The organism is Streptomyces sp. WMMC940 (assembly GCF_027460265.1).
GTDB lineage: Bacteria > Actinomycetota > Actinomycetes > Streptomycetales > Streptomycetaceae > Streptomyces.
The window spans coordinates 390,632-413,882 of record NZ_JAPZBC010000001.1; the positions used below are offsets into that span (position 1 = coordinate 390,632).

Here is a 23,251-nt window from a genome sequence, read left to right on the forward strand (position 1 = left end):
TCACATTTGGGTCACTTTTAGCCCGTTTCAGTGGATGGTGGTAAGTCCGACCACGTTCACCGGGCTGTACCGGCGGCCCGCCGGGGCGCCGTTGCGACCGGCCGATGCCGAGGGAGTCTCATGGCACGCGGAACCCGCGCAACGGACAGCCGGCGGTTCGCTCTGCCCATCGCGGGCGGGGCGGTCGTCCTCGCCGCAGGCGGTCTGTACGCGGCGGGACTGGCGGCCGGCGACGTCCCCGACGGCACCCGGGTGCGCGGCGTCGACATCGGCGGGATGAGCCGGTCGGAGGCCCAGCGGACCCTGGACCGCGAGCTCGCGGGCACCTACGCCGCGCCTCTCACGCTGAGGATCGGGGACCGGGAGGAGAAGGCCGATCCCGCGGCGCTCGGCCTGTCCGTCGACACGGCGGCGACCGCCGGGAGCGCCGTGAACGAGTCGCTCGACCCCGTCAGCGTCATCGGGAGGCTCTTCAGCGCGGAGAACCGCGACCTCGAGCCCGTGGTGCGCGTCGACGAGGAGAAGAACCGGGACGCCGTCGCGCGCATGGGCGCGGCCGCCGAGCGGAAGGTGCGCGACGGCGCCATATCCTTCGAGAACGGCCAGGCGACGGCCGTCTCGCCGGTCACCGGCACGTCCCTGGTGAAGGACCGCGCCCCGGACGCCCTCCGGGACGGCTACCTGCGTGCGGACCGCTCGCCCGTCGTGATGCCCGTGAAGCGGACGCCGCCGCGCACGGACCGCGCCGAGACCGAGCGGGCCATGAACGACTTCGCCCAGCCCGCGATGTCCGGCCCCGTCACGCTCACCCTCGACGGCAGGGCCGTCACCGTAGGCCCCTCGGCCCTCGGCCGTCATCTGACCATGAAGCCCGGAGCCGACGGCCGGCTCACCCCGGCCCTCGACGCCAAGGGGCTGCTCGGCGACCCCGAGGTCTCCGGCCAGGTGCGCCAGGCCGCGCAGGGCCCGCGGAACGCGGTGCTCGGGCTCGACGGCGACCGGGTCGTCGTGACCGAGGAGGCCCGGGTGGGCCACGAGGTCCAGGAACAGGCGCTCGGCAAGGCCGTGCTCCCCCTGCTGACCCGCGAGGGCGCCGCCCGCACCGGCGAGATCCCGGCGAAGGCCGTCCAGCCGGAGTTCACCGCCGAGTCGGCCCGCCGCCTCGGCATCAAGGAGAAGGTCTCCTCGTTCACCGTCGAGTTCCCCGCGGCGCCCTACCGGGTCACCAACATCGCCCGCGCCGTGGAGCGCATCGACGGCTCCGTCGTCCTGCCGGGCAAGGAGTGGAGCTTCAACCGCACGGTCGGGGAGCGCACCAAGGAGAACGGCTTCGTCGACGGCATCATGATCAACGACGGTCAGTACGTGAAGTCCCCCGGCGGGGGCGTCTCCGCCGTCGCGACGACGATGTTCAACGCCGTCTTCTTCGCGGGCGTCAAGCCGGTGGAGTACGGGGCCCACTCGTTCTACATCGAGCGCTACCCGGAGGGCCGCGAGGCCACGGTGGCGTGGGGCACGCTCGACATGCGCTGGCTCAACGACTCGGGCAACGCCGTCTATGTGAAGGCCGAGTCGACGGACACGTCGGTCACCATCTCGTTCCTCGGCACGAAGAAGTACGACGAGGTACGCGCGACCAAGGGGCCGCGCACCCACGTCAAGGAGCCGGGAACCCGCAAGGGCAGCGGCCCGGAGTGCGAGGTCCAGACACCGCTCGAGGGCTTCGACGTCGCCGTCGGGCGCCACTTCGTCAAGGACGGCCGCGAGGTCGGCCGGGAGAACTTCACGACCCACTACACGCCGCGCGACGAGGTCGTCTGCACCCCGGAAAAGACCGCACCGGACGCGGGCGGCCCGGCAGCGAAGACCGCCGCCGAGGCGGCCGACGCCACCGAACCCCACTGACCCGGGGGCGGCACCCCAGCGGGGCCCGCCACCGGGCCGGAGGCCGCCGCCCGTCGTCCGGACCCGTGCCGGGTGCCGGTGCCGGGCAGGCCGGACGCGGGCGCAACGGGGCTGCAACGTCCGTCCCCCTAGGTTCGGCGTCGAAACGCCGTCCGACGGCGGACGGCGGCGAACCGGGAGGCCTCCGAGATGACCCGCTACGCCGCACCCGGCACCGAGGGTGCGATCGTCACGTACGCGTCCCGCTACGACCACTGGATCGGCGGCGAGGCCGTACCGCCCGCCCGCGGCCAGTACTTCGAGAACCCGAGCCCCGTCAACGGCAAGGCGTTCACCGAGATCGCCCGCGGCACCGCCGAGGACGTCGAGCGCGCCCTGGACGCGGCGCACGCGGCGGCGCCCGCCTGGGGGCGCACGGCGCCGGACGCCCGGGCCAACATCCTGCTGAGGATCGCCGACCGGATGGAAAGCCGTCTGGAGGAGCTCGCGGTCGCGGAGACCTGGGAGAACGGCAAACCGGTCCGGGAGACCCTGGCGGCCGACATCCCGCTGGCCATCGACCACTTCCGGTACTTCGCCGGTGTGCTGCGCGCCCAGGAGGGCTCGCTCAGCGAACTCGACGACGACACGGTCGCCTACCACTTCCACGAGCCGCTCGGCGTCGTCGCGCAGATCATCCCGTGGAACTTCCCCATCCTGATGGCCGTCTGGAAGCTCGCCCCGGCCCTGGCCGCCGGCAACGCGGTGGTGCTGAAGCCCGCCGAGCAGACGCCCGCGTCCATCCACTACTGGATGGGCCTCGTCGCCGACCTGCTGCCGCCGGGAGTCGTGAACATCGTCAACGGCTTCGGTGTGGAGGCGGGCAAGCCCCTCGCGTCGAGCCCCCGGGTGGCGAAGGTCGCGTTCACCGGCGAGACCACCACGGGGCGGCTGATCATGCAGTACGCCGCGGAGAACATCAGGCCCGTCACGCTGGAACTGGGCGGCAAGTCCCCGAACATCTTCTTCGACGACATCTGGTCGGCCGACGACGAACTCCGGGACAAGGCCCTGGAGGGCTTCACGATGTTCGCCCTCAACCAGGGCGAGGTGTGCACGTGCCCGTCACGGGCGCTGATCCAGCGCGGCCACTACAGCGAGTTCCTGGACGCCGGCATCGCCCGCACCGAGGCGATCGTCCCGGGCCACCCCCTCGACACGGACACGATGATCGGCGCGCAGGCCTCCAACGACCAGTTGCAGAAGATCCTTTCGTACCTGGACATAGGCCAGCAGGAAGGCGCGAAGATCCTCACGGGCGGTCGGCGCATCGAGTACGACGGCGAGTTGGCGGGCGGCTACTACGTGCAGCCGACGATCTTCGAGGGCGACAACCGGATGCGGGTCTTCCAGGAGGAGATCTTCGGTCCGGTCGTCGCGGTGACCTCGTTCGCCGACTTCGACGACGCGATCAAGACGGCCAACGACACGCTGTACGGCCTCGGTGCCGGTGTCTGGACGCGCGACGTCAACCAGGCCTACCGCGCCGGCCGGGCGATCCAGGCGGGGCGCGTCTGGACGAACTGCTACCACGCCTACCCGGCGCACGCGGCCTTCGGCGGCTACAAGCAGTCCGGCATCGGCCGTGAGACGCACAGGATGATGCTGGACCACTACCAGCAGACGAAGAACCTCCTGGTGTCGTACTCGCCGAAGAGGCTGGGCTTCTTCTGAGCGATCTCGGCGCGAAAAGGCGCCGTGAGGTGTTGGGGCGGCTGCTTGGTCGTAGGGCGCGACCGCACGAAGGGTAGGTGTTCCCAGAAGCTGTCAGGTCCACCGATGACACCGACCGCCTGCTCCGGGCCTCGGCCGCCCGGCCGGGCGGACCTTGGAGGTCTCGCCGCCCGTGACCGGCCAGGGGAGCCTCGCAGGTCAGAGTCCTCCTCAGGTGCTGCTGAGCCTGACCACATCCCCGCCGGTCCGCCTGCGCGGACCGCGATCCGGACGCCGGTGTCCGGGTCGGTGAAGGTCTGGCCCGGCTGGAACGCCGCGAGGTCGAGCTGCGTGCAGCCGGCGGGAGGCGTCGTGGACGGATTGGCGCTCATGACGCGCACCGGGCCCTCGCCGGTCGGGGTCGCGGAGTCGATCCGGTAGATGAGGACACCGGTGGAACAGGCGGAGCGGTCGTTGCGTACAGGACGGCGGGACTCGGCGACGTACGCCGTGGTCTCACCGGTGCGCAGTACGGCGATCTTGGTGCCGCCGGGGCGCTCCACGGGAGTCAGGCGTACGGTGCGGTGTCCGCGGCCCGCGAGGCCGGCGACCTGTCGGTCACGAGTCCAGCCCAGCTTCCACGAGTGCCAGCCCAGGAACTGCGGGGCGGCCCCCGCGATGTCCCCCATGATGTCCCAGCCGCCCGCGTACTGGTGGGTGGGGCCGGTGAAGGAGTAGAGGTCGGGCAGCCCGAAGGTGTGGCCGGTCTCGTGAGCGACGACTTTGTGACCCCAGCGCCACATGTCCTGGCCGAAGGTCACGGCCCACTTGAGGCGGGTGCCGTCGGCGGCCACACCGGAGGTGGCGGGGTCGTAGAGGTAGGTCGGGGAGAACGGAATCGCGGCCGCCGTCCGGGTGGGAACGATGTAGACCATGTCGTAGCGGGAGAAGTCCGTGTACGGGTCGGCGGCGGCGATCGCGTCGCGCACGTACTTCTCGTGGGCCTCGAAGGTGAGCCCGCGCGCGAAACCGTACGAGGTCGAGTCCGCCGGCATGCGGATCCACCGGTGCAAGGAGGTGACGGAGAGACGGAGGCGGCCGTAGCCGGCCGTGCGCATCCAGGCGGCGGAGGGGGCGAGATGGGCGGCGTACGGCTCGGTGGTGTCGGTGGCCGGTGCGTCGGGGAAGTCGACGTACACGGTGAGGACACGGCGGGTTCCGGTGGCCGGCTGGAACTGGACGCGGTCCGTTCCGGGGAGTGCCGGGCGGCACAGCGGGCGGTGACGGGGGTGGAGCGGGCGGTGACGGGGGTGGAGCGGCCGGTGCCACGCTGGTCGAGCAGCAGGACGCGGTGGGTCTTGAGCGCCTGGTCCAGCCAGCCGGGCGAACCGGTGGACGGACGCGGCGACTTGCCGCCCGGGCCGCCCTGGAGGTACAGCAGCCAGGGCAGTTCCTCGTTCACACGGGCGGGGCCGACGACTTCGCGGGCGAAGACCTCGATCGTGGAGCCGCCGGGAGTCCTGTGGTCCAGGGGGACGGTGAACGTGTGGTCGACGGTGGCGTAGGCGGGGTTCATGGATCCCTTTCACGGCCGGGAGACGGTCGAGCCAGTGGGATGTGACATTGCATTGCAGTGTGACGCCACGCCGCACGGCAGGAGGAGCCTCAGCCGCCCATAAGCCCGTGCTATGCCCCGGCCGCCCCTTTGCCCTTGACCCCCCGACAGTCACCGCGGCCACAAATAGGTAACGGCTACTTTGACGCCTTGTCAGTGCAATTTCACATTACTATGTTACCGGTCACATTTCAGCTGCTCGAAGGCTGTCCGACTACTCTCGGAGTGACCCACTGATGGACAAGCGCACGTACACCGCCCTCGCCACCGCCCTGGTCGCCACCCTCGCCCTCGGCGTCTCCGCCTGCTCCCGGGACGGCAAGACCGGCGGCGCCCGGCCCGGCAAGAACCCCGCGACCGCCAACAACGGCACGGTGGTCGGCGGGACCCCGCAGAAGGGCGGCACCCTGACCGTCCTGTCCAACCAGGACTTCACCCACCTCGACCCCGCCCGCAACTGGGTGATGGGCGACATGGACTTCGGCACCCGGCTGCTCTACCGCACCCTCGTCACGTACAAGGCCGAACCGGGTCCCGAGGGCGGCGAGCTGATACCCGATCTGGCCCAGGACCTCGGCACCTCCTCCAACGGGGCGAAGACGTGGACCTTCCGCCTGAAGAAGGGCCTGAAGTACGAGGACGGCTCGCCCGTCACCGCCCAGGACGTCAAGTACAACGTCGAGCGGTCCTTCTCGCCCGACCTGCCCGGCGGCCCCGACTACGCCGCCCGCTACCTCGCCGGCGCCGAGGGCTACCAGGGCCCGGCCCAGGGCAAGCACCTCGACTCGATCAAGACCCCCGACGACCACACGATCGTCTTCGAACTGCGCAAGCCCTTCGCCGAGTTCCCCTACGCCACGGTCCTGCCCACCTTCGCCCCCGTTCCCAAGGACCGGGACAAGGGGCCGCAGTACGACAACCGCCCGTTCTCCTCCGGGCCGTACAAGATCGAGTCATACGCCCGCGACAAGCAGCTCGTCCTGGTGCGCAACACCCACTGGGATCCGGCGAAGGACCACGTCCGCAAGGCGTACCCGGAGCGGATCGTGGTGACCATGGGGCTGAAGGCCAACCAGATCGACGACCGGCTCATCGCGAGTTCAGGGGCGGACGCGTCGACGGTGTCCTGGGGCAAGTTGCGTCCCGAGTCCACCCCGAAGGTGCTCACCAGGCCCGACGTCAAGGCGCGCCTGCTCGCCGAGTCCACCAACTGCACCGAGATGGTGCAGATGCACACCGGCCGCGCGCCCTTCGACGACGTCAAGGTCCGCCAGGCCGTGCAGTACGCGCTCGACCGGGAGGCCGTCCTCACCGCCTCCGGCGGCCCGGCCCTCAACGACCCGGCCTCCGCTCTGATGCCCGGCTCCCTCTTCGACGGCGGCAAGCAACCCGACACGCTCGAGATCCCGCTGACCGGTGACGTCGCCAAGGCCAAGCAGCTCCTGAAGGAAGCGGGCAAGCCCGACGGCTTCTCCACCAGCATCACCGTCTCCAACGGCGACAAGGGGGTGGCCGAGGCGGTCCAGCAGTCCCTCGGCCGCGCCGGCATCAAGGTCACGATCGAGACCGTCGACCCGTCTGCGTTCTACGACACCATCGGCGACACCAAGAACCGCACCGACCTCGTCTACACCGGCTGGTGCCCCGACTACCCCTCCGGCTCCACCTTCCTGCCGTTCGTCTTCGACGGCCGCTACATCAAGGAGAAGGGCAACTCCGGCAATCACTCACTCTTCCGCGACGAACCCACCATGAAGCGGATGGACGAGATCGCCGCCCTGGCCGACGCGAAACAGGCCGACGCGGCGTGGCAGGAACTCGACGGTCAGATCCTCGCCAAGGCCCCGACGGCTCCCGCCGTGGTCGAGCGCATGCCGCTGCTCCTCGGCACCAACGTCGCCGGGGCCTTCGGCCACACCTCCTTCGGCGGGCAGATCGACTACGCGACGATCGGTCTGAAGAACCCGGCCTCGTCGAGCGGGAACTGAGGGTCAGCCGGTCATGCCCACCCTTTCCCCGCCCCGGCGCGCGGGCAGCGGTCCCTGGCAGCTCGCCCGCGCCGAGCTGCGCCGCCGCCCCTCCGTGAAGATCTCCCTCGCCGTGATCACGCTCTTCATCGTCATGGCCGTGGCCGCCCCGCTGCTCAGCGCCCTGGGCGGCTGGGGCCCCGACGAGTTCGACAAGACGGCCGTCGACCCCTACCTCGGCGGCCTCCCGATCGGCCCGCTCGGCGGGATCAGCGCCGACCACTGGCTCGGCGTCGAACCCGTCACCGGCCGCGACCTGTTCGCCCGGATCGTGCACGGAGCCCAGGTGTCCCTGCTCATCGCCTTCACCGCCACCGCGATCGTCGTGGTCGCCGGTGTGGCGGCCGGGATCGCGGCCGGCTACTTCGGCGGCCGCACCGACACGATGCTCTCCCGCCTGATGGACCTGACCATGTCCTTCCCCTCCCTCATCTTCATGATCGCCATGATGTCGGTGGCCCGGGACGTGAACCGGATCGTGCTCATGACCCTGGTCATCGGCCTCTTCGGCTGGCCCGGCATCGCCCGCGTCGTCCGCGGCCAGACACTCTCGCTCAAGCACCGCGAGTACGTCGACGCCGCCCGCGTCGGCGGCTCGGGGCCCTGGCGCATCCTCACCCGGGACATCCTCCCGGGCGTCGCCGGGCCTGTCATCGCCTACACGACCCTGATCATCCCCGGGATGATCGCCACCGAAGCGGCCCTCAGCTACCTGGGCGTCGGCGTCCGTCCCCCCACGCCGTCATGGGGGCAGATGATCGCCGAGAGCGTCGCCTACTACGACACGGACCCCCCGTACTTCGTCCTGCCGAGTCTCTGTCTCTTCCTCACGGTGCTCGCGTTCACGCTGCTCGGCGACGCGCTACGCGACATCCTCGACCCGAGAGGTAGCCGGACGTGATCCTCTACCTCACCCGCCGGCTGCTCGGCGTCGTCGGCGTCCTCGTCGCCATCGCCGCGGTCACCTTCACCATCTTCTACGTCCTGCCCTCCGACCCGGCCGCCGCGGCCTGCGGAAAGTCGTGCAGCACGGAGCGCTTGGAGGCGATCCGTGCCCACATGGGCCTGGACGCGCCGTTGTGGCGCCAGTTCGCCGACTTCGTCACCGGTGTCTTCACCGGCCGCACCATGGGCAGCGGTCAGTACGCCCTGCACTGCGAGTTCCCCTGCCTCGGCTACTCGTACGAGAACAGCCAGGCCGTCTGGGACCTCCTCGTCGACCGGCTCCCGGTCTCCGCCTCGCTCGCCGTGGGCGCCGCCGTGATCTGGCTGCTCATCGGACTCTCCGCGGGCGTCGCGGCGGCGCTGCGCAAGGACACCCTGACCGACCGGGTCCTCATGGTCGGGGCGGTCGCCGCCGCCTCCCTGCCGGTCTACTTCACCTCGGTCATGCTGATCTACGGGCTGATCCGGGTGGCCGGGCTGCTGCCCTATCCCGCGTACACGCCCTTCGGCTCCGATCCGCTCGGCTGGGCCTCGAACCTGCTGTTGCCCTGGCTCGCGCTCGCCATCCTGTATGCCGCGATGTACGCACGGCAGAGCCGGAGTTCGATGATCGAGACCATGGCGGAGCCGTACATCCGCACCGCTCGCGCCAAGGGCCTGCCGCGGCGCACCGTCGTCGTCAAGCACGGTCTGAGGGCCGGGATGACGCCGATCCTGACCATCTTCGGCATGGATCTCGGCGGCCTGCTCGCGGGCGCCGTCATCACCGAGTCCATCTTCGGGCTCCCGGGCATCGGGCGGCTCTTCTACGGCGCGCTGTCCACCGGCGACCAGCCCGTCATCCTCGGCGTCACCCTGCTCGCCGCCACGTTCATCGTCGTCGCCAACCTGGCCGTCGACCTGCTGTACGCCGTCGTCGACCCGCGAGTGAGGTACTGATGACCGCCCTGTTGTCCGTGCGGGACCTCACCGTCACCTTCCCGACCCCGCACGGCCCCGTCCGGGCCGTGGACGCCCTCTCCTTCGACGTCGCGCGTGGCCGCACCCTCGGCATCGTCGGCGAGTCCGGCTCCGGCAAGTCCGTCACCTCGCTCGCCGTCCTCGGACTGCACACCGGCGCCGAGGTCACCGGCTCCGTCACCCTGGCGGGCCAGGAACTCGTCGGGCTGCCCGAGCGCGAGCTGAACCGGCTGCGCGGCCGGAAGATGGCCATGATCTTCCAGGACCCGCTCTCCAGCCTGCACCCGTACTACACCGTCGGCGAACAGATCGCCGAACACCACCGGGTGCATTTCGGAAGCGGCCGCAAGGCCGCGCGGGAACGGGCCGTCGAGGCGCTCGCCGAGGTCGGTATCCCGGAACCGCGCCGCCGGGCCGGCGAATACCCTCACCAGTTCTCCGGCGGCATGCGCCAGCGCGTGATGATCGCCATGGCGCTCGCCTGCGAACCGGAGCTCCTCATCGCCGACGAGCCGACCACCGCGCTCGACGTCACCGTGCAGGCCCAGATCCTGGAACTGATCGCCCGGATCCAACAGGAACGCGGGCTCGCCGTCGTCATGATCACCCACGACCTCGGGGTCGTGGCCCGGGTGGCCCACGACGTCCTGGTGATGTACGGGGGGAGAGCCGCCGAACAGGCCCCGGTGGACGAGCTGTTCGCCGCACCGGCCCATCCGTACACCCGAGGACTGCTCGAGTCCCTGCCGCGCCTCGACGACCACGACGACACCCCGTTGCGGGCGATCCCTGGCAGTCCGCCGTCTCTCCTCGCCCCGGCTCCGGGTTGCGCGTTCGCCCCACGCTGTCCACGAGCCGCGACGGCCCCCGCCGACGAGCGCTCCCGCTGCGAGACCGAGCGCCCCGCGCTCGGCGGACCGGCCGGGCGTCCGGTCGCCTGCCACTTCCCCGCGTACGAAGGCGTCGCCCCATGAAGAACGAACCCCTGCTGTCCGTACGGGAGCTGACGACCACCTACCCCGGGGGGCGGCGCGCCGCCCCGATCCGGGCCGTGGACGGCGTCAGCTTCGACATCGCGGCCGGCGAGACGCTGGGCCTGGTGGGCGAGTCCGGCTGCGGCAAGTCCACCACCGGGCGCACGATCGTGCGCCTCCTGGAGCCGGCCGCGGGCTCCGTCCGCTACGACGGCCGTGACATCGGCCACCTGTCGCAGCGCGAGCTGAAGCCGCTCCGCAAGGACCTCCAGATGGTCTTCCAGGACCCGCACTCCTCCCTCAACCCACGGCAGACGGTGGCCCGCATCATCTCCGACCCGCTCCTGGTGCACGGCAGTTCGGCCGCCGACGCGCGAGCGAGGGCGGCGGAGCTGATGGAACTGGTCGGCCTCATCCCGGAACACCTCGACCGCTATCCGCACGAGTTCTCCGGCGGTCAGGCCCAGCGCATCGGCATCGCCCGCGCCCTGGCCACCAGCCCCCGACTCGTCGTCGCCGACGAGCCCGTCTCCGCCCTCGACGTCTCCGTCCAGGCCCAGATCGTCAACCTGATGGAGCGCCTCCAGCACGAACTCGGCCTCGCCTACCTTTTCATCGCCCACGACCTCTCCGTCGTCAAGCGTGTCTGCGACCGGGTCGCCGTGATGTACCTGGGCCGGATCGTCGAGATCGGTGACAAGAACCGGGTGTACGCCGCCCCCGCGCACCCCTACACGCGGGCCCTGCTCTCCGCCGTCCCGCTGCCCGACCCGGTCGCCGAGCGGACCCGGGAGCGGATCACCCTGCTCGGCGACCCCCCGAGCCCGGCCGCTCCCCCGCCCGGCTGCTCCTTCCACCCGCGCTGCCCGAAGGCGCAGGCGATCTGCCGCACCGAAGCCCCCTTGCTCCGGATCGCCGCCCCGGGCGAGCCCCGCCAGGTCGCCTGCCACTTCCCCGAGAGCCCCTGAACGCCGGGCACGCGGGGCGACCCGGGACGGATCGTCCCGGGTCGCACCCGTCACTCATGGGGCTACCACTTGGTGACGCGGACGGTCTCCCCGTACCCGTCGGCGCCCAGCACCTCGATGCGGACGCCGGCGGTCGCGTCGGTGAACGACTCCCCCGCCCAGAAGGGGGCGTCGTCCAGGGGACGGCAGCCGGCGGCCGGAACGGCGTTTCGGCTTCGCGTCGACGACACGGACCGGCCCCTGACCGGTCGGGACGGAGGCGTCCACCGTGTAGACCAGCGCGCCCGTCGAGCAGGCGCCGCCGTCCGCCTGGACCGCCCGTCTCGACTCCACGACGTACGCGGTACCGGGGCCGGTGCGGATCACCGCCATCTTCGTTCCGCTGCCGTACTCGACCGCGGTGAGGTACACGGTGTCGCTGCCCGCCGAAGCCCGGCACACGACCTGGCCGTCCGTGGTCCAGCCGAACTTCCAGGAGTGCCGGGCGAAGAACTCCGAGCCTCGTCCGCCGACGAGCCCCATGACGTCCCAGCCCCCGGCGAAGCGATGGGCGTCGGTGCCCGTGAAGCGTGGTGTGCGCGATCGCCGAGGCCGGCAGCCTCACGCGCGCAGCCGCCTCGCTCGGCATGACCCCTGCCCGGGCTCAGCGCCCAACTGCGCCGTATCGAGGCCATGCTGGGCGGAGTCCTGTTCCACCGAAGACAGGAGGGGGCCGTCGCCACGCCCTTCGGAGAGCTGGTGCTCGACCGGGCCCGCTCCGTCCTCCCCGGTATGGACGGCCTGATCGCCGACACCGCCCGCGCGGCCCGCCGGATGTCGGCCTGCGACCGAGTCCGCATCGGCTCGGTCAGTGCGCCCCTTCTCGGTCAACTCGTCCTGGCCGTCGAGTCCGCACTACCGGACGCCCAGGTGACAACGCGCTGCCAGCACTCCCCCGTCACACTCCTCGACGAACTGGCGGCGGACCGGCTGGAGGCGGCCGTACTCGGCGATCACCCCGACCAGCGGCTGCCGCAGCGCGACGGCGTGACGCTCCACCCCCTCGCCACCGAGCCGGTCTTCGCCCTGCTGCCCGCCGCTCACCCGCTGGCAAGGCTGGAAGAGGTCCCGCTCACCGCCCTCCTGGACGAGGACTGGGCCGTGCCCCGTCCCGACGGCGACCGGACCCGCGAGTACTGGTCGTCGATCTGCGCGGCGGCCGGGCGGCACCCGTTCGCCCCGTACGAGGCCGAGGGCCGCCCGCTCATCGAGCTGGTCCGCGCGGGCCTGGCTCTCAGCCTCTGCCAGGCCACCTTCATCGAGGTCCCGGGCACCGCCGTACGCCCCCTGGCCGGCACCCCCCTGTGGTACCGGCACGTCCTGGCCTGGCACACGGACGGCCCGCTCGCTCCCCACGGCGACGACATCCTCCACCGAGTCACCGCCGGCCACCGGGGCACGTGCGCCTCCGCCGCGCTTACGCGCGCTGGCGCGCCCGACATCCGCAAGCGACTGGCCCTGCGGCCACTTGAGTTCACCGTCGGTCGCGACAAGGACCGACGAGAGGACACGGCCGCCAGTTGCGGCATGGCTAACATGACGGGATGAGCGACGACACGTACGACGACTCCGCCCCGAACCGGTCAGGTGCCTCGCGGTCCGGGAGACCCCTGTCGCTGAGCACGCTCAGGCGGGCGACCCGATGGGAGACGCTCGCCGTTCTCGCAGTGCTCCTCGTCTGCGTCCTCGCGTTCGCCTAGCCTGCCCCGCCCGCGATCGCGACCGGTCCGGACCCTGGCCGGGGTTTGTGAAAGTCGTCAACCGTAGGTGTTGAGGTGCTTGGTGAAGGTCGTCCTCGCCGCCGGACGAGAACAGCCCACAGGCGATCAGCTCGGCCAAGCCGTCGGGGTCGAGAACCCCACCGACGCCGGGTACTGCGGGGGCTGGCACCGCGTCCTCGTGCCCGCTACCCGGGCTTTCGCCCGTCAGGCAGCCTTGCTTCCGGAGTGGTCGGCATCGAGGCCGGCCCCCGAGGCACCTCCCACGGACGAGGACGCCTGCACCGGCCAGGGCGGCGGTGCAGGCGCCTGCGTCGACAAGTACCTCCCCCGTCCGTCCCGCCCGCCGTCTCCACCGCGCCGAACACACGCTCCGCCGGCAGGCTGCGGCGCACTCGCCGACCTGTACGCCGAACCGGGGCCGGGCCCCAGGGGCGCCGGAGGACGGTGACTTCCTCCACTCCGGTGAGGTCGCCTCAGCAAGGGCCCCACGTACGATCGAGCTGCAACGCGTTCCTGGCAGTCGTCTGCGTGGCATTGGCGGCCAGGTAGGTGATGCGAAGGGTGCCGGTGAGGTGTTCGTGGTCGACGAGGACCTTGACGCCGTAGACCGACTTGATCAGGTCCGGGGTCAGCACGGTCTCCGGGTCGCCCGCGGCGGCCACCTGCCCGTGGTCGAGGACGACGATGTGGTCGCAGTACCGGGCCGCGAGGTTGAGGTCGTGCAGGGCGACGACGCAGGTGACGTCCAGGGATGTCAGCAGGTCGAGGAGTTCGAGCTGGTGACGGATGTCGAGGTGGTTGGTGGGTTCGTCGAGCAGGATCTCCCGGGGCTCCTGGGCGAGGGCGCGGGCGAGTTGGGTGCGCTGCTTCTCCCCTCCGGAGAGGGTGTGCCAGCTCTGGTGCTGCTTGTCGGTGATCTCGGCGCGCTCCAGCGCCGCGTCGACGATCCGCCGGTCGTGCTCGGTCAGCGCGTCGAAACGGCCGCGGAAAGGGGTGCGGCCGAGTTCCACGACCTGGCGGACATTGACGTGGTGGTGGGCGGACACGTCCTGTTCGACGACGGCCAGCCGTCGGGCCAGCACCCGTCGGCCGAGATCGCGCAGGCTGGTGTCGTCGTAGCGGACGGTTCCGGTGTCGGGGCGGCGCAGTCCGGCGAGCAGCCGCAGCAGTGTCGACTTGCCCGAGCCGTTGGGGCCGAGGAGACCGACGACCTTCCCGTCGTGCGCCGCCATCTCGATGCCGTCCAGCAGCCGATGGCCCTTGACCGACCAGGAGAGTCGGGTGGTGGTGATGCGACCCATCAGGACTCCAGACGCTTCAGGACCAGCGCGAACGCGGGCGCGCCGAGAAGGGCGGTGATGACGCCGGCGGGCAGTTCGTGGGGCGCGAACGCCGTCCGCGCGAACACGTCCACCCAGATGAGGAAGACGGCGCCGACGATCGCGGACAGGGGGAGCAGGGAGCGGTGCATCGGGCCCGTCAGGATGCGGACGCCATGCGGAACGAGCAGCCCGATGAAGCCGATCGCGCCGGAGGCCGCCACGGCGGCGGCCGTGATGACCGAGGTCAGCACCATCAGCCAGACGCGGGCCGCGGTGACGTTGATGCCCAGGGCAGCGGCGGAGTCCCACCCGAACGTGAAGGCGTCGAGGGCGGGCGCGAAGAACTGGACGGCGACCACCCCGACCAGGATGATCACGAGGGTGACGGTCACCCCCTCCCACCGGGCGCCCCCGAGGGTGCCGAGGAGCCAGTAGGTGAACCCCCGGGTCGAGTTCGCGTCCCCGTTGACCATGAGGATGACCGAGGTGACCCCGGCGAAGAACTGGGACACGAGTACGCCGGTCAGCACCACCCGGGAGGGGCTGGCGACGCGCCCGCCGCCGAGCAGGAGCAGCAGCAGGGCGAAGGACACAAGGCCGCCGACGAAGGCTCCGGTCGAGAGGGAGACGCTTCCACCGATGCCCAGCAGGAGTACGGCGACCGCGCCGGTGGAGGCGCCGGAGGAGACTCCCAGCAGATAGGGGTCGGCCAGGGGGTTCCTGGTGACCGCTTGCAGGATCGCGCCCGAGACCGCCAGGGCCATGCCGACGGCGGCGGCCAGCAGCACCCGCGGGAAGCGCGACTCCCAGATCAGCGCGTCCAACAGCCCCGGCAGGGGTGGGGTGGGGGCGATGCCGCCCAGCCCGATGTGCCGGAGGATCGTGGAGACCACGTCCAGGGGCCGGATGTCGGCGCTCCCGAACAGCGACGCGGTGACGATCGACACCAGGAGCCCGGCGACGGCCAGGAGGTGGAGCGCCGCAGTCGAGGCGCGCCGCCGGCGCACCGGAACCTTCTCACCTCTGGTGATCGGCTCTCCGGTGCGCGCGGCGGTCGTGTGTGAACTCGTCGTCATGATGTCGACAGGTCACCCGAGCTTGTTCAGGCCGTCGACGAGCGCGGGCACGGCGGACGCGCTGCCGTAGCCGGGATCCATGTGACTGCCGGGGATGGTGACGAACCGATCGCCCTTCACGGCGGCGAGCCTGCTGGTGAGCGGGTCCTTCTTGAGGAGGTCGATCTTCTCCTCGGCGGTGTCGTTGGGTTCGCCTCGGGTCAGGTCGGCCAGGATGATGACGTCGGGATTCCGGGCGGCGACCTCGTCCCAGCTCACCTCGGCCCACTTGGTCTTGGCGTCGGCGAAGACGTTCTCGACCCCGACCAGCTGCGAGATGTGCTGCGGCAGACCCCCGGGGCCCGCTGCCCACGGGGTGCCCTCGTAGGTGGAGTAGAACCACATGACCTTCAGCGGCTTGTCCCGCTTCCTGACGGTGCCCACCGCCTTGTCCACCACGGCCTGCTGCTCGGTCGCCAGCTTCTCTCCGGCCTCGGGCACGCCCATGATCTTGCCCAGCCGGCGGTACTCCTCGAACATCATCGTGAAGTCCGCGTTCGCCACGCTCTCGTGGTACGTGCAGTCGAACTCGGTCAGGTAGGTGGGAACGCCCAGGTCGTGGAGCTGCTTGCGGTCGCCGGACTGCTCCTTGGTGAACATGCTCGCGAAGGAGCCGTACACGAAGTCCGGCTGTGCTTCCAGCAGCTTCTCGTGCTTGATCTCCGCCCCGGGCGCGGACAGGATCGGAATCCTCTTGTACTGCTGGGCGATCGCGTCCGGCGTCTTCTCGATCTCATAGCCCGACCCGACGATCCGGTCCCCCACCCCCAGATGGATGAGGATCTCGGCGGCGGTCTGGTTCAGGGTGACGACCTTCTTCGGCGCGGCCTCGTAGGTCACGTCGATGCCGCAGTTCTTCAGGGTGAACGGGTAGGCCGTCGCACTCTTTCCGGACTTCGCGTCCCGGCCGCGGTCATCGGTGGGCGAGTCCGTGGCACACCCCGTGACCGCGAGGACCGCGAGGGTCGTAAGTATTTTGGTAATCGTTTTCGTTTTCATCAGCGGCAGCGTACCAGCTCGCACGCGACGTCTGAAGCCCTGACCCCGCCGGACGGATCCGGCCGAAAAGGCCTCCGCACACGGGCCGTTCGGCAGCTCACGGGCGTCCCGCGACGGCATCGAGGCACACCGCGCCGGCGTGCGCGAAGCCCTCGGCCGGGGCTCCCGAACGCTTCCCGGGGCGCGCGTCACGGACGCACGCCCCGGGGACCCAGGCGCTCGGGGCGCGGGGACTGGACGGTTCTGCCGGTGCGCGCGTTATGGCAGCATCGCGGCCAACCGGTGGACGACCTGCTCGTCGAACAAGCCGTTGGCCGCCATCCATTCGTCGTTGAACACGGTGTCCAGGTACTTGTCACCGCCGTCGCAGACCAGCACGACGATGGTGGTCCCCGCCCCCACGCACTGCGCCTGCTCCAGGGCCTTGTAGACCACGCCGCCCGCCGAACCGCCGATCAGGATGCCGAAGCTCCTGGCCAGGTAGCGGCAGGTCTCGAAGGCTTCCGAGTCACTGACCTTGACACCCTGGTCGAACAGTTCGTAGTCGACGACGCCGCCGATCTCCGAGCCTTCGGGTGTACCGGTCCCGGACTGGTGGTAGGGCGCTCCCTTGCCACCGAAGACGACGGACCCCACCGGCTCGACGCCGATGATCTTCAGGTCGGGGATGCGTTCCCGCAGGACGCGGCCCGTTCCGCAGAGCGAACCACCGGTGCCGACGGCCCCGTACAGGTAGTGGATGTCGTCACCCAGGTCGTCGTGCAGTTCGCGGGCGAGCGGCCGGTAGCCGTTGGGGTTCCCCTGGTTGCGGTGTTGCGCGGTCCAGTACGCGCCGTGCTCGGCCGCGAGTCGCTCGGCCACGGTGTCGCGTTCGGCGGTGGCGAGGCCCTCCTCGTCCCCGGCGACGTTGCGTATGTCGGCCCCGTAGGCGAGCATCCCGCGCAACTTGTCCGTACTGGAGTGGTTGTCCACCACGGCGGTGAACTTGTATCCGCGTTCGGCGGCTACGAGTGCCAGGCCGAGCCCGGTGTTACCCGAGGTGGACTCGACCAGCCACCCGCCAGGGGCGAGCAGCCCCGCCGCCTCCGCCTCGTCCACCATGTTCCTGGCCATCCGGATCTTGGCGGTACCGGTGGGGTTGTACTGCTCCATCTTCAGCACGACGGTCGCCGAACCCTCGGCAACCGACAGTTCGAGCATGGGCGTTCGCCCTATCAGGTCGGATACCCTGCTTCTGATCACGGCTTGTCCTTCGCGCAGATCTCCGTCAGACACCGCACGAAGACGTCGTTCTCCTCGGGGGTCGACAGGGATGCTCGGATGTAGTTCTCGTATCCCGGCTCGCGCCACGCCTTGACGACGATTCCGGCGCGGTGCAGCTCCCGGGCGACCCGGTCGGAGGGGCAGCCGGTGTCGATGAAGAGGAAGTTGGTCGAGGACGGAACGACGCGCAGTCCCGCGCCGCGCAGCCGGTCGGTGACCCTGGCGATCTCGAGACCGGTCCGGCGGACCGTGTTCGCCAGGTGCTCGTGGTCGCCCAGCGCGGCGACGGCGGCGTCCTGGGCCGGCTGGTTGACGTTGTACGGCGTACGGACCCGGTCCAGTGCCTGGATCAGGGCGGCGTCGGAGGCGATACCGTACCCCACCCGGAAGGCTGCCAGCCCGTAGGCCTTGGAGAAGGTGCGCAGCACGATCCACGGCCGGTCCTGCCCGCGCAGGGCCTCCAGCCCGTCCGGGTAATCCGGGTTGGGCCGGGCGAACTCGCCGTACGCCTCGTCGAGCACCAGCAGGGCCGACTCCGGTGTGCCGGCCACGACTTGCTCCAACTGGCCGGCGCCGAGCATCGCACCGGTGGGGTTGCACGGGTTGGCGAGGAAGACGAGTTTCGGGCCTGCGGCCAGCGCGTCGCGCCAGGCGGCCGCGTCGAACCCGAACTCGGCGGTGACCGGGACCTTTTCGACCCGGGCTCCCATGACGCGAGGGAAGATCTCGTGCAGGCTGAAGCCGGGCGCCTGGGTGACCACCAGGTCACCGGGATCGAGGACGGCCCGGCACAGCAGCTCGAGGATGTTCTCCGAACCGTTGCCGAGCACGACACGCTCGGCCGGCACGTCCAGGCTCTTCCCGATGGCCTCGGCGAGCCGTTTGCCGGTCGGGTCGGGATAGCGGGAGACGCCACCGGCCAGGCCCAGTCGTACGGCTTCCGCGACCGCCGGGGAGATGGCGAACGGGCTCTCGTTGTTGGAGAGTTTGATGACGCGGCGGGAGCCGCTGAGGGCCGCCACCTCGTCCGGGTCGGCGCCGGGATCGTAGCGGGGCAGGCCCGCCACCTCCCTGCGTATCAAGGAGGCCGACGAGGCCGGTGCGAGGACGGGGTTCATGACGACTCCGGTTCCGGGACGGGTGCGCCGGACGTCTCCCGGTGGAGCCGGTCGACGCGGCGCAGGAAGGCGACCAGGAGGATGGCGGCGGTGGCCGCGAGGCCGATGGTCTGGCCGAACCAGACGCCCTCGACGCCCCCGTCGGCACTCACCCCGAGCAGGTAGCCGGCGGGCAGCCCGATCAGCCAGTAACCGACGAGGGAGATCCGGAACGGCCCGGCGGTGTCGCCGATGCCGCGCAGGATGCCGTTGCCGATGTTCTGGGTGGCGTCGAAGACCTGCATCAGGGCCGCGATCAGCAGCCCGGTCACGGTGAGCGCGATGATGTCCGCGTTGTCGGCGTGCTCGGCCGAGATGAACAGGGACACGATCTGCTCCGGGATCGCCAGGTACACGACGGCGATCACCAGCGTCGCGATCAGGCCCCAGGCCGTGCCCAGGAGTCCCATTCTGCGCGCTGTCACATAGTCGTTGCCGCCGCCGGCCTCGCTGATGTGGATCGACGCCGCGTGGGACAGGCCGGCGGAGATCATGAAGACGATGTAGACGATCTGGTTCAGCACCGTCTGCGCGGCCAGGGCGTCGACGCCCAGGGAGCCGATGATCAGGGTGAGCACACTGAAGAACCCGGCCTCCGAGGCATAGGTCCCCGAGATCGGCAGGCCGAGACGCCAGACGGACCCGACCGCGTCCCCGGACCAGCGCCGTGCGTCGGGCGAGACGAGGTACGGGCGGAGGACGCTGTCGCGGAGGATCACCGCGATGAACGCCAGGAAGGACAGCAGGAACACCGTGACGGTGGCGATCGCGACGCCGACGAACCCGAATGCGGGCAGACCGAACTTGCCGTAGATCAGTACGTAGTTCAGGCCGATGGTCACGACGACCGAGGCCAGCGTGATGGCCAGCAGCGGCCCGGGGCGCTTGAGTCCGGTGGTGAAGTGCCGCAGGTTCTGGAACCACAGGCAGGGCAGCATGCCCGGTGCCATGACCGTCAGGAACTCGTCTGCCTTGTCGACCACCGTGGGGTCCTGCCCCAGCAGGACGAGCAGCGGGCCGATCAGCAGCAGCGCCGCACAGAACACCACACCGCAGACGGTCGCCCAGAAGAAGCCGGCGAACAGCAGCGCGCCGATCCGTTCCCGGTCGCCCTGTACCCGCGCCTCTGCCACCAGGTTGCTGATTCCGGTGACCAGGCCCGTGCCGGTGGTGCGCAACTGGTTGAACAGCGCGATGGCCAGTCCGGCGGCGGCGATCTCCACCGCGCCGAGCCTGCCCAGCATCACGATGTCCACCGTGGTCAGCGCGACATAGGCGAAGTTGGTCAGGATCAACGGCAGCGCGAGCGTGAGCAGCGCCCGCGAGTTCTTGACCCACCAGCCGACGCCAGGCCCTGTCGCATCGGTGGTGCCGGCCACGTCGGTCGTGCCAGTTGTGCCAGTGGCACCGGTCGCGTCGTTGGCGTCGTTCGTTCGGGTACCGCTCACCAGAAGTCGGCCCTTTCCCCGCGCCCGGCCGCGAGCGCGAGATCGGCTATGTACCGGCCCAGCGCGGCGTCGGTGACCGCCATACCGCTGTTGTAGGCGAAGACCACGTCGTCCGGATGGCGTCGGGCGGGTGCCCGGCCGAGCAGGACGTCCGGCAGCTGGGCGTCCACCGAGGGCAGGCTGCCGTCCTCGCCTCGCAGGTCGTCGCAGGTGGCGTGCATCTGGGCGGTGTCGGTGGCGATCCGGTGGTCCGCGCCGTGGCACACGTCGGCGTGCACGCCGTAGCCGAGGAGTACGGCGACCGAGCCCGGCTTCATCCAGTCGCGCCGGACCTCCTCGGTGACGGACAGGCCGGCGGCGCCGATCACGACGTCCGCCCCACCGGCGGCCTCCCGGAGATCCTTGACGATCTCCACCTCGCGGCCGTCGACGCTGTCCTGGACGGCGCGCAGACCATCGGGGTAGGTGCCGAACACCTGCAACCGTTCCAGCTTCGGCAGGGCCGCGACCAGCATCGGCAGTGCCGCCTGCCCCTGGACTCCGGTGCCGACGACCAGGGCGCTGCGGGCGTCGGGGCAGGCCTCGCGGGCGAAGAGCGCGGTGGTGGCCGAGGACCGCAACGGGCCGAGCTTCACTACGTCCATCAGGGCGATGGGCGCCCCGGTGGTGTCGTCGACGAGGAAGACGAACGAGTGGAATCGGTAACCGTCCCGGGTGCGGCGCGGGTCGAACTCGTAGACGGCCTTGAAGCAGACGGTGCCGCTGCCGGCGTCCCTGGCCACCATCGAGTAGCTCAGCGAGTGGTGGTCGGGATCGTCGATGATCGTCTTGACCGGGTTGTTCGAGCCCCCTTCGCGCAAGGCGCGGTAGGCCTTCTCGACGACCTCGATCACCTGCCGGTGGTCGAGGTCCAGCCCTTCTTGCTGGGACTGCGGCAAGAGCCACAACTGCCCTGGCGGGGCGTAGCTCTGTGACATGCGAGGTTTCTCCTTCGTCGGCGGTCGCATCGGATTCGTTCGGGTTTCGTCAGATGCCGTCCAGGCGCCAGCGCGGCGGGGCGGTGCCCTCACCGAGCCGGACGACGGCCTTCAAGGGCAGTGCGGCGTCATGGAACGGCGATTCGTTGGAGTCCATCTGGTAGCCGGCGGTGTTGAGGTAGACCAGGTGGTCGCCACGCCGTACGGGCCGCGGGAAGCCGATCTTCCGCCAGGTCACCAGGTCGCTTTCCAGGCAGGTCGAGCCCGCGACGCAGGCCGGGAAGGTCTCGTCGGCGGTGGGCTGGGCCGACATCAGCAGCGGGTCGGGGAGGTAGTCGCTGTTGAACCACTGCTCGGAGAGGCTGAAACTGCTGCCCGCGACGGTGACGATCGCGTAGCCGGCGACGTCCCGCCGGTCGTCGACCTGCTGGACGCGGTACAGGGTGAATCCGGCCTGGTCCAACAGGGCCCGGCCGGGCTCGACGACGAATCGGACGCCGGTGCGTTCCGCCTTCCTCGCCAGGCTCTCGCCACCGTCGACCGGGTGCGCCATGATCGCGCCGACCGCTTGGGCGGCGGGCTGTCCGCCGTACGGATAGAAGTCGTTGAAGTCCTTGGCCGCGTGGTAGTGGGCCGGCTCGTTCTGCTCGAGGAACTCGTCCCAGAGTCGGGGCTCGACGTAGCGAACCGGCAACCCGCCCCCGATGTCGACCAGTTCGGCGGATCGCGAGCCGCGCCGCCGGGCGTCGAGGCAGTGCTCGATCATCTCGTTCGCCGCCGTCGCGCGTTCCGCGGTCGAGTAGCCGTTCAGGTGGAAGGAGAATCCCCGGAGGCTGACGGCATCGGCGAGTTCCACGCACAGACCGACGGCGGCCTCACGCTCGGCGGCGGACATCCCGAAGCGGCTTGCCGGTTGGCCGGCCGTCCGGGACCTCAGCAGGACAGTGGCCTGCCGCCGCGCGAGCCGTGCTGTTGCCGCAAGCCGACGGAGCTCACTGATCGAGTCGACGGCGACCAGGCAGCCGTGCTGGACGGCGAGGGTGTGCAGCGTGTCGTCCTTCTCCGGGCCGGATATCCCTATCCGGTGTCCCGGCACTCCGCCGGCCAGGGCCTTGACCAGTTCGGGGGTGCTGGCGGCGTCGATTCCGACACCTAGGGCGGCGGCCGACCTCACGTAGCAGTCGGCCTTGTTCGCCTTCTTGGCGAACAGGATGTCGGCGGTGGCGCCCGCCTCGGCGAACGCCCGGCGGAGTCCGACGACGTTCTCCTCGAAGATCTCGGGCAGCACGATGTGCAGCGGTGATCCCAGGCCGTCCAAGAGGTCGGCCAGCAGGGCCCGGTGATCCGTCAGGAGCGAGGAGACCATGGGATGCCGGAGTGCGGTGAGCGCGAAGGGCCGGACTCCGGCCGTCGGGCGCTCCAGCCGCTGTTGCGAGATGAGCACCCCGTACTTCTATACGATGATGATACTCATTTTCAATAGGGGTCATCGCGAGCTCCTCGACCGCGGGTGCGTGCAGGGCGCAATCGCCATGTCGGCCGTCCGGTCCGGCGAATCCGTCACTGGTTCCGTCGCGTCGGCAGGCCCACATGGCCCTCGGCCTGGCGCGGGCGAGGATCCGGACAGCGCGGGGGGCATTCGCGGTCCGCTCGCGCGTCGCCGTCAATTCCGTGGCGTACGACCAGGGGACGCGGACCGCGCCTCCCGCCTCCGTGGTGTCCCGGGTCGGCCCAGCACGGAACACCGGCCCCGGCGAGAACGCCGATGAGGCAACTCGCGGTGGGCGAGGGCAGGCAGGGCATATCGGCCGGCGCTCGGGCGCCGTCGGCGGTGGCCGCAGCCACGGCACCGACCGACCCCGGCGTGCCGACCCGCCCCGACAGCCGCGACCCTGCTGGACTCGCCCGGTGGAGGCCGGTGCGCCCGGCTGCCTGCCTCTGACACGCTCGGCAGCCTGTTGCCGTGGACGTGTGCCGGATGCCCCGCCGCCTACCCGTACATGCTTGCCGACGCCGCGAGGCGCCCGGGAGCGGCGGCCGACCAGGCGGTGGCGTACTGTACCGACTCGACCGTGTGTCCGAGGCGGCTGCTGTCTCCGACGCGGCTCTGCGGCGTCCAGGCCG

19 protein-coding genes and 1 pseudogene are annotated in these 23,251 nt (G+C 70.6%); 9 read left to right on the plus strand and 11 right to left on the minus strand.

Going from position 1 to position 23,251, the window contains the following annotated elements; translation table 11 throughout:
• The first annotated feature begins 120 nt into the window (after positions 1–120).
• Both O7595_RS01795 and exaC read left to right on the plus strand, forming a co-directional pair.
• On the plus strand, positions 121–1,905 hold the full coding sequence (locus O7595_RS01795; protein ID WP_269726946.1) for a VanW family protein: 1,785 nt from the start codon (positions 121–123) through the stop codon (positions 1,903–1,905).
• 189 nt (positions 1,906–2,094) lie between these two features.
• Entirely contained in the window at positions 2,095–3,618 is a 1,524-nt protein-coding gene (gene exaC / locus O7595_RS01800) for an acetaldehyde dehydrogenase ExaC (RefSeq protein WP_269726947.1), read from the plus strand.
• Here the strand turns inward: exaC and O7595_RS01805 are convergent.
• The gene (locus O7595_RS01805; protein WP_269726948.1) at positions 3,558–4,796 is read right to left on the minus strand and encodes a M6 family metalloprotease domain-containing protein; all 1,239 of its coding nucleotides are present in this window, start codon (positions 4,794–4,796) and stop codon (positions 3,558–3,560) included. The genes exaC and O7595_RS01805 overlap by 61 nt on opposite strands.
• A 92-nt stretch (positions 4,797–4,888) precedes the next feature.
• A pseudogene (locus tag O7595_RS01810) lies at positions 4,889–5,173 on the minus strand (alpha/beta fold hydrolase); the annotation flags it as partial.
• Between the two features lie 275 nt (positions 5,174–5,448).
• On the opposite strand from O7595_RS01810, the gene O7595_RS01815 reads away from it, so the two are divergent.
• The 5 genes from O7595_RS01815 to O7595_RS01835 are packed head-to-tail and all read left to right on the plus strand — an operon-like array spanning position 5,449 to position 11,086.
• Entirely contained in the window at positions 5,449–7,200 is a 1,752-nt protein-coding gene (locus O7595_RS01815) for an ABC transporter substrate-binding protein (protein WP_269726949.1), read from the plus strand.
• Positions 7,201–7,213: 13 nt separating this feature from the next.
• On the plus strand, positions 7,214–8,140 hold the full coding sequence (locus O7595_RS01820) for an ABC transporter permease (RefSeq protein ID WP_269726950.1): 927 nt from the start codon (positions 7,214–7,216) through the stop codon (positions 8,138–8,140).
• Positions 8,137–9,123, plus strand: a complete 987-nt coding sequence (locus O7595_RS01825; protein ID WP_269726951.1) for an ABC transporter permease — start codon at positions 8,137–8,139, stop codon at positions 9,121–9,123. The genes O7595_RS01820 and O7595_RS01825 overlap by 4 nt, the downstream gene beginning before the upstream one ends.
• The gene (locus tag O7595_RS01830) at positions 9,123–10,118 is read left to right on the plus strand and encodes an ABC transporter ATP-binding protein (RefSeq protein WP_269726952.1); all 996 of its coding nucleotides are present in this window, start codon (positions 9,123–9,125) and stop codon (positions 10,116–10,118) included. The genes O7595_RS01825 and O7595_RS01830 overlap by 1 nt, the downstream gene beginning before the upstream one ends.
• Positions 10,115–11,086, plus strand: coding sequence for an ABC transporter ATP-binding protein (locus O7595_RS01835; RefSeq protein WP_269726953.1), 972 nt, complete (start codon positions 10,115–10,117; stop codon positions 11,084–11,086). The genes O7595_RS01830 and O7595_RS01835 overlap by 4 nt, the downstream gene beginning before the upstream one ends.
• A gap of 62 nt (positions 11,087–11,148) precedes the next feature.
• Here the strand turns inward: O7595_RS01835 and O7595_RS01840 are convergent, their stop codons facing one another.
• A complete protein-coding gene (locus tag O7595_RS01840; RefSeq protein WP_269726954.1) occupies positions 11,149–11,316 on the minus strand; it encodes a hypothetical protein in 168 nt (55 codons plus the stop codon).
• Between the two features lie 442 nt (positions 11,317–11,758).
• Between O7595_RS01840 and O7595_RS01845 the strand changes: the two genes are divergently transcribed.
• The gene (locus O7595_RS01845) at positions 11,759–12,673 is read left to right on the plus strand and encodes a LysR family substrate-binding domain-containing protein (protein ID WP_269726955.1); all 915 of its coding nucleotides are present in this window, start codon (positions 11,759–11,761) and stop codon (positions 12,671–12,673) included.
• Positions 12,670–12,825 (plus strand): hypothetical protein, encoded by a 156-nt coding sequence (locus O7595_RS01850; protein WP_269726956.1) that lies wholly within the window; start codon positions 12,670–12,672, stop codon positions 12,823–12,825. The genes O7595_RS01845 and O7595_RS01850 overlap by 4 nt, the downstream gene beginning before the upstream one ends.
• 494 nt (positions 12,826–13,319) lie before the next feature.
• Here the strand turns inward: O7595_RS01850 and O7595_RS01855 are convergent, their stop codons facing one another.
• The 8 genes from O7595_RS01855 to O7595_RS01890 all read right to left on the minus strand — a co-directional run bounded on the left by O7595_RS01855 (position 13,320) and on the right by O7595_RS01890 (position 22,571).
• A complete protein-coding gene (locus O7595_RS01855) occupies positions 13,320–14,147 on the minus strand; it encodes an ABC transporter ATP-binding protein (RefSeq protein WP_269726958.1) in 828 nt (275 codons plus the stop codon).
• A complete protein-coding gene (locus O7595_RS01860) occupies positions 14,147–15,175 on the minus strand; it encodes a FecCD family ABC transporter permease (protein ID WP_443071805.1) in 1,029 nt (342 codons plus the stop codon). Before O7595_RS01860 ends, O7595_RS01855 begins: the two co-directional genes overlap by 1 nt.
• Before the next feature lie 81 nt (positions 15,176–15,256).
• Positions 15,257–16,282, minus strand: a complete 1,026-nt coding sequence (locus tag O7595_RS01865) for an ABC transporter substrate-binding protein (RefSeq protein WP_269726960.1) — start codon at positions 16,280–16,282, stop codon at positions 15,257–15,259.
• Positions 16,283–16,540: 258 nt separating this feature from the next.
• Entirely contained in the window at positions 16,541–17,524 is a 984-nt protein-coding gene (locus O7595_RS01870) for a PLP-dependent cysteine synthase family protein (protein ID WP_269726961.1), read from the minus strand.
• Complete coding sequence (gene hisC / locus O7595_RS01875; protein ID WP_269726962.1) at positions 17,521–18,663, minus strand: histidinol-phosphate transaminase; 1,143 nt, start codon at positions 18,661–18,663, stop codon at positions 17,521–17,523. The genes O7595_RS01870 and hisC overlap by 4 nt, the downstream gene beginning before the upstream one ends.
• Positions 18,660–20,150, minus strand: a complete 1,491-nt coding sequence (locus O7595_RS01880) for an MATE family efflux transporter (RefSeq protein WP_269726963.1) — start codon at positions 20,148–20,150, stop codon at positions 18,660–18,662. The genes hisC and O7595_RS01880 overlap by 4 nt, the downstream gene beginning before the upstream one ends.
• Positions 20,147–21,127 carry an ornithine cyclodeaminase gene (locus O7595_RS01885; protein ID WP_269726964.1) on the minus strand — a complete coding sequence of 327 codons (981 nt, stop codon included), beginning with the start codon at positions 21,125–21,127 and terminating at the stop codon, positions 20,147–20,149. Before O7595_RS01885 ends, O7595_RS01880 begins: the two co-directional genes overlap by 4 nt.
• Positions 21,128–21,176: 49 nt before the next feature.
• Complete coding sequence (locus O7595_RS01890; protein WP_269726965.1) at positions 21,177–22,571, minus strand: alanine racemase; 1,395 nt, start codon at positions 22,569–22,571, stop codon at positions 21,177–21,179.
• Between the last annotated feature and the right edge of the window lie 680 nt (positions 22,572–23,251).

Bases quoted from the DNA above. Each gene is read 5' to 3' on its own strand.
- O7595_RS01885 (WP_269726964.1), bottom strand. From the start codon at position 21,127: ATGTCACAGAGCTACGCCCCGCCAGGGCAGTTGTGGCTCTTGCCGCAG.
- O7595_RS01835 (WP_269726953.1), top strand. From the start codon at position 10,115: ATGAAGAACGAACCCCTGCTGTCCGTACGGGAGCTGACGACCACCTAC.
- O7595_RS01815 (WP_269726949.1), top strand. From the start codon at position 5,449: ATGGACAAGCGCACGTACACCGCCCTCGCCACCGCCCTGGTCGCCACC.
- hisC (WP_269726962.1), bottom strand. From the start codon at position 18,663: ATGAACCCCGTCCTCGCACCGGCCTCGTCGGCCTCCTTGATACGCAGG.
- O7595_RS01845 (WP_269726955.1), top strand. From the start codon at position 11,759: ATGCTGGGCGGAGTCCTGTTCCACCGAAGACAGGAGGGGGCCGTCGCC.
- O7595_RS01795 (WP_269726946.1), top strand. From the start codon at position 121: ATGGCACGCGGAACCCGCGCAACGGACAGCCGGCGGTTCGCTCTGCCC.
- exaC (WP_269726947.1), top strand. From the start codon at position 2,095: ATGACCCGCTACGCCGCACCCGGCACCGAGGGTGCGATCGTCACGTAC.
- O7595_RS01865 (WP_269726960.1), bottom strand. From the start codon at position 16,282: ATGAAAACGAAAACGATTACCAAAATACTTACGACCCTCGCGGTCCTC.
- O7595_RS01820 (WP_269726950.1), top strand. From the start codon at position 7,214: ATGCCCACCCTTTCCCCGCCCCGGCGCGCGGGCAGCGGTCCCTGGCAG.
- O7595_RS01850 (WP_269726956.1), top strand. From the start codon at position 12,670: ATGAGCGACGACACGTACGACGACTCCGCCCCGAACCGGTCAGGTGCC.
- O7595_RS01855 (WP_269726958.1), bottom strand. From the start codon at position 14,147: ATGGGTCGCATCACCACCACCCGACTCTCCTGGTCGGTCAAGGGCCAT.
- O7595_RS01830 (WP_269726952.1), top strand. From the start codon at position 9,123: ATGACCGCCCTGTTGTCCGTGCGGGACCTCACCGTCACCTTCCCGACC.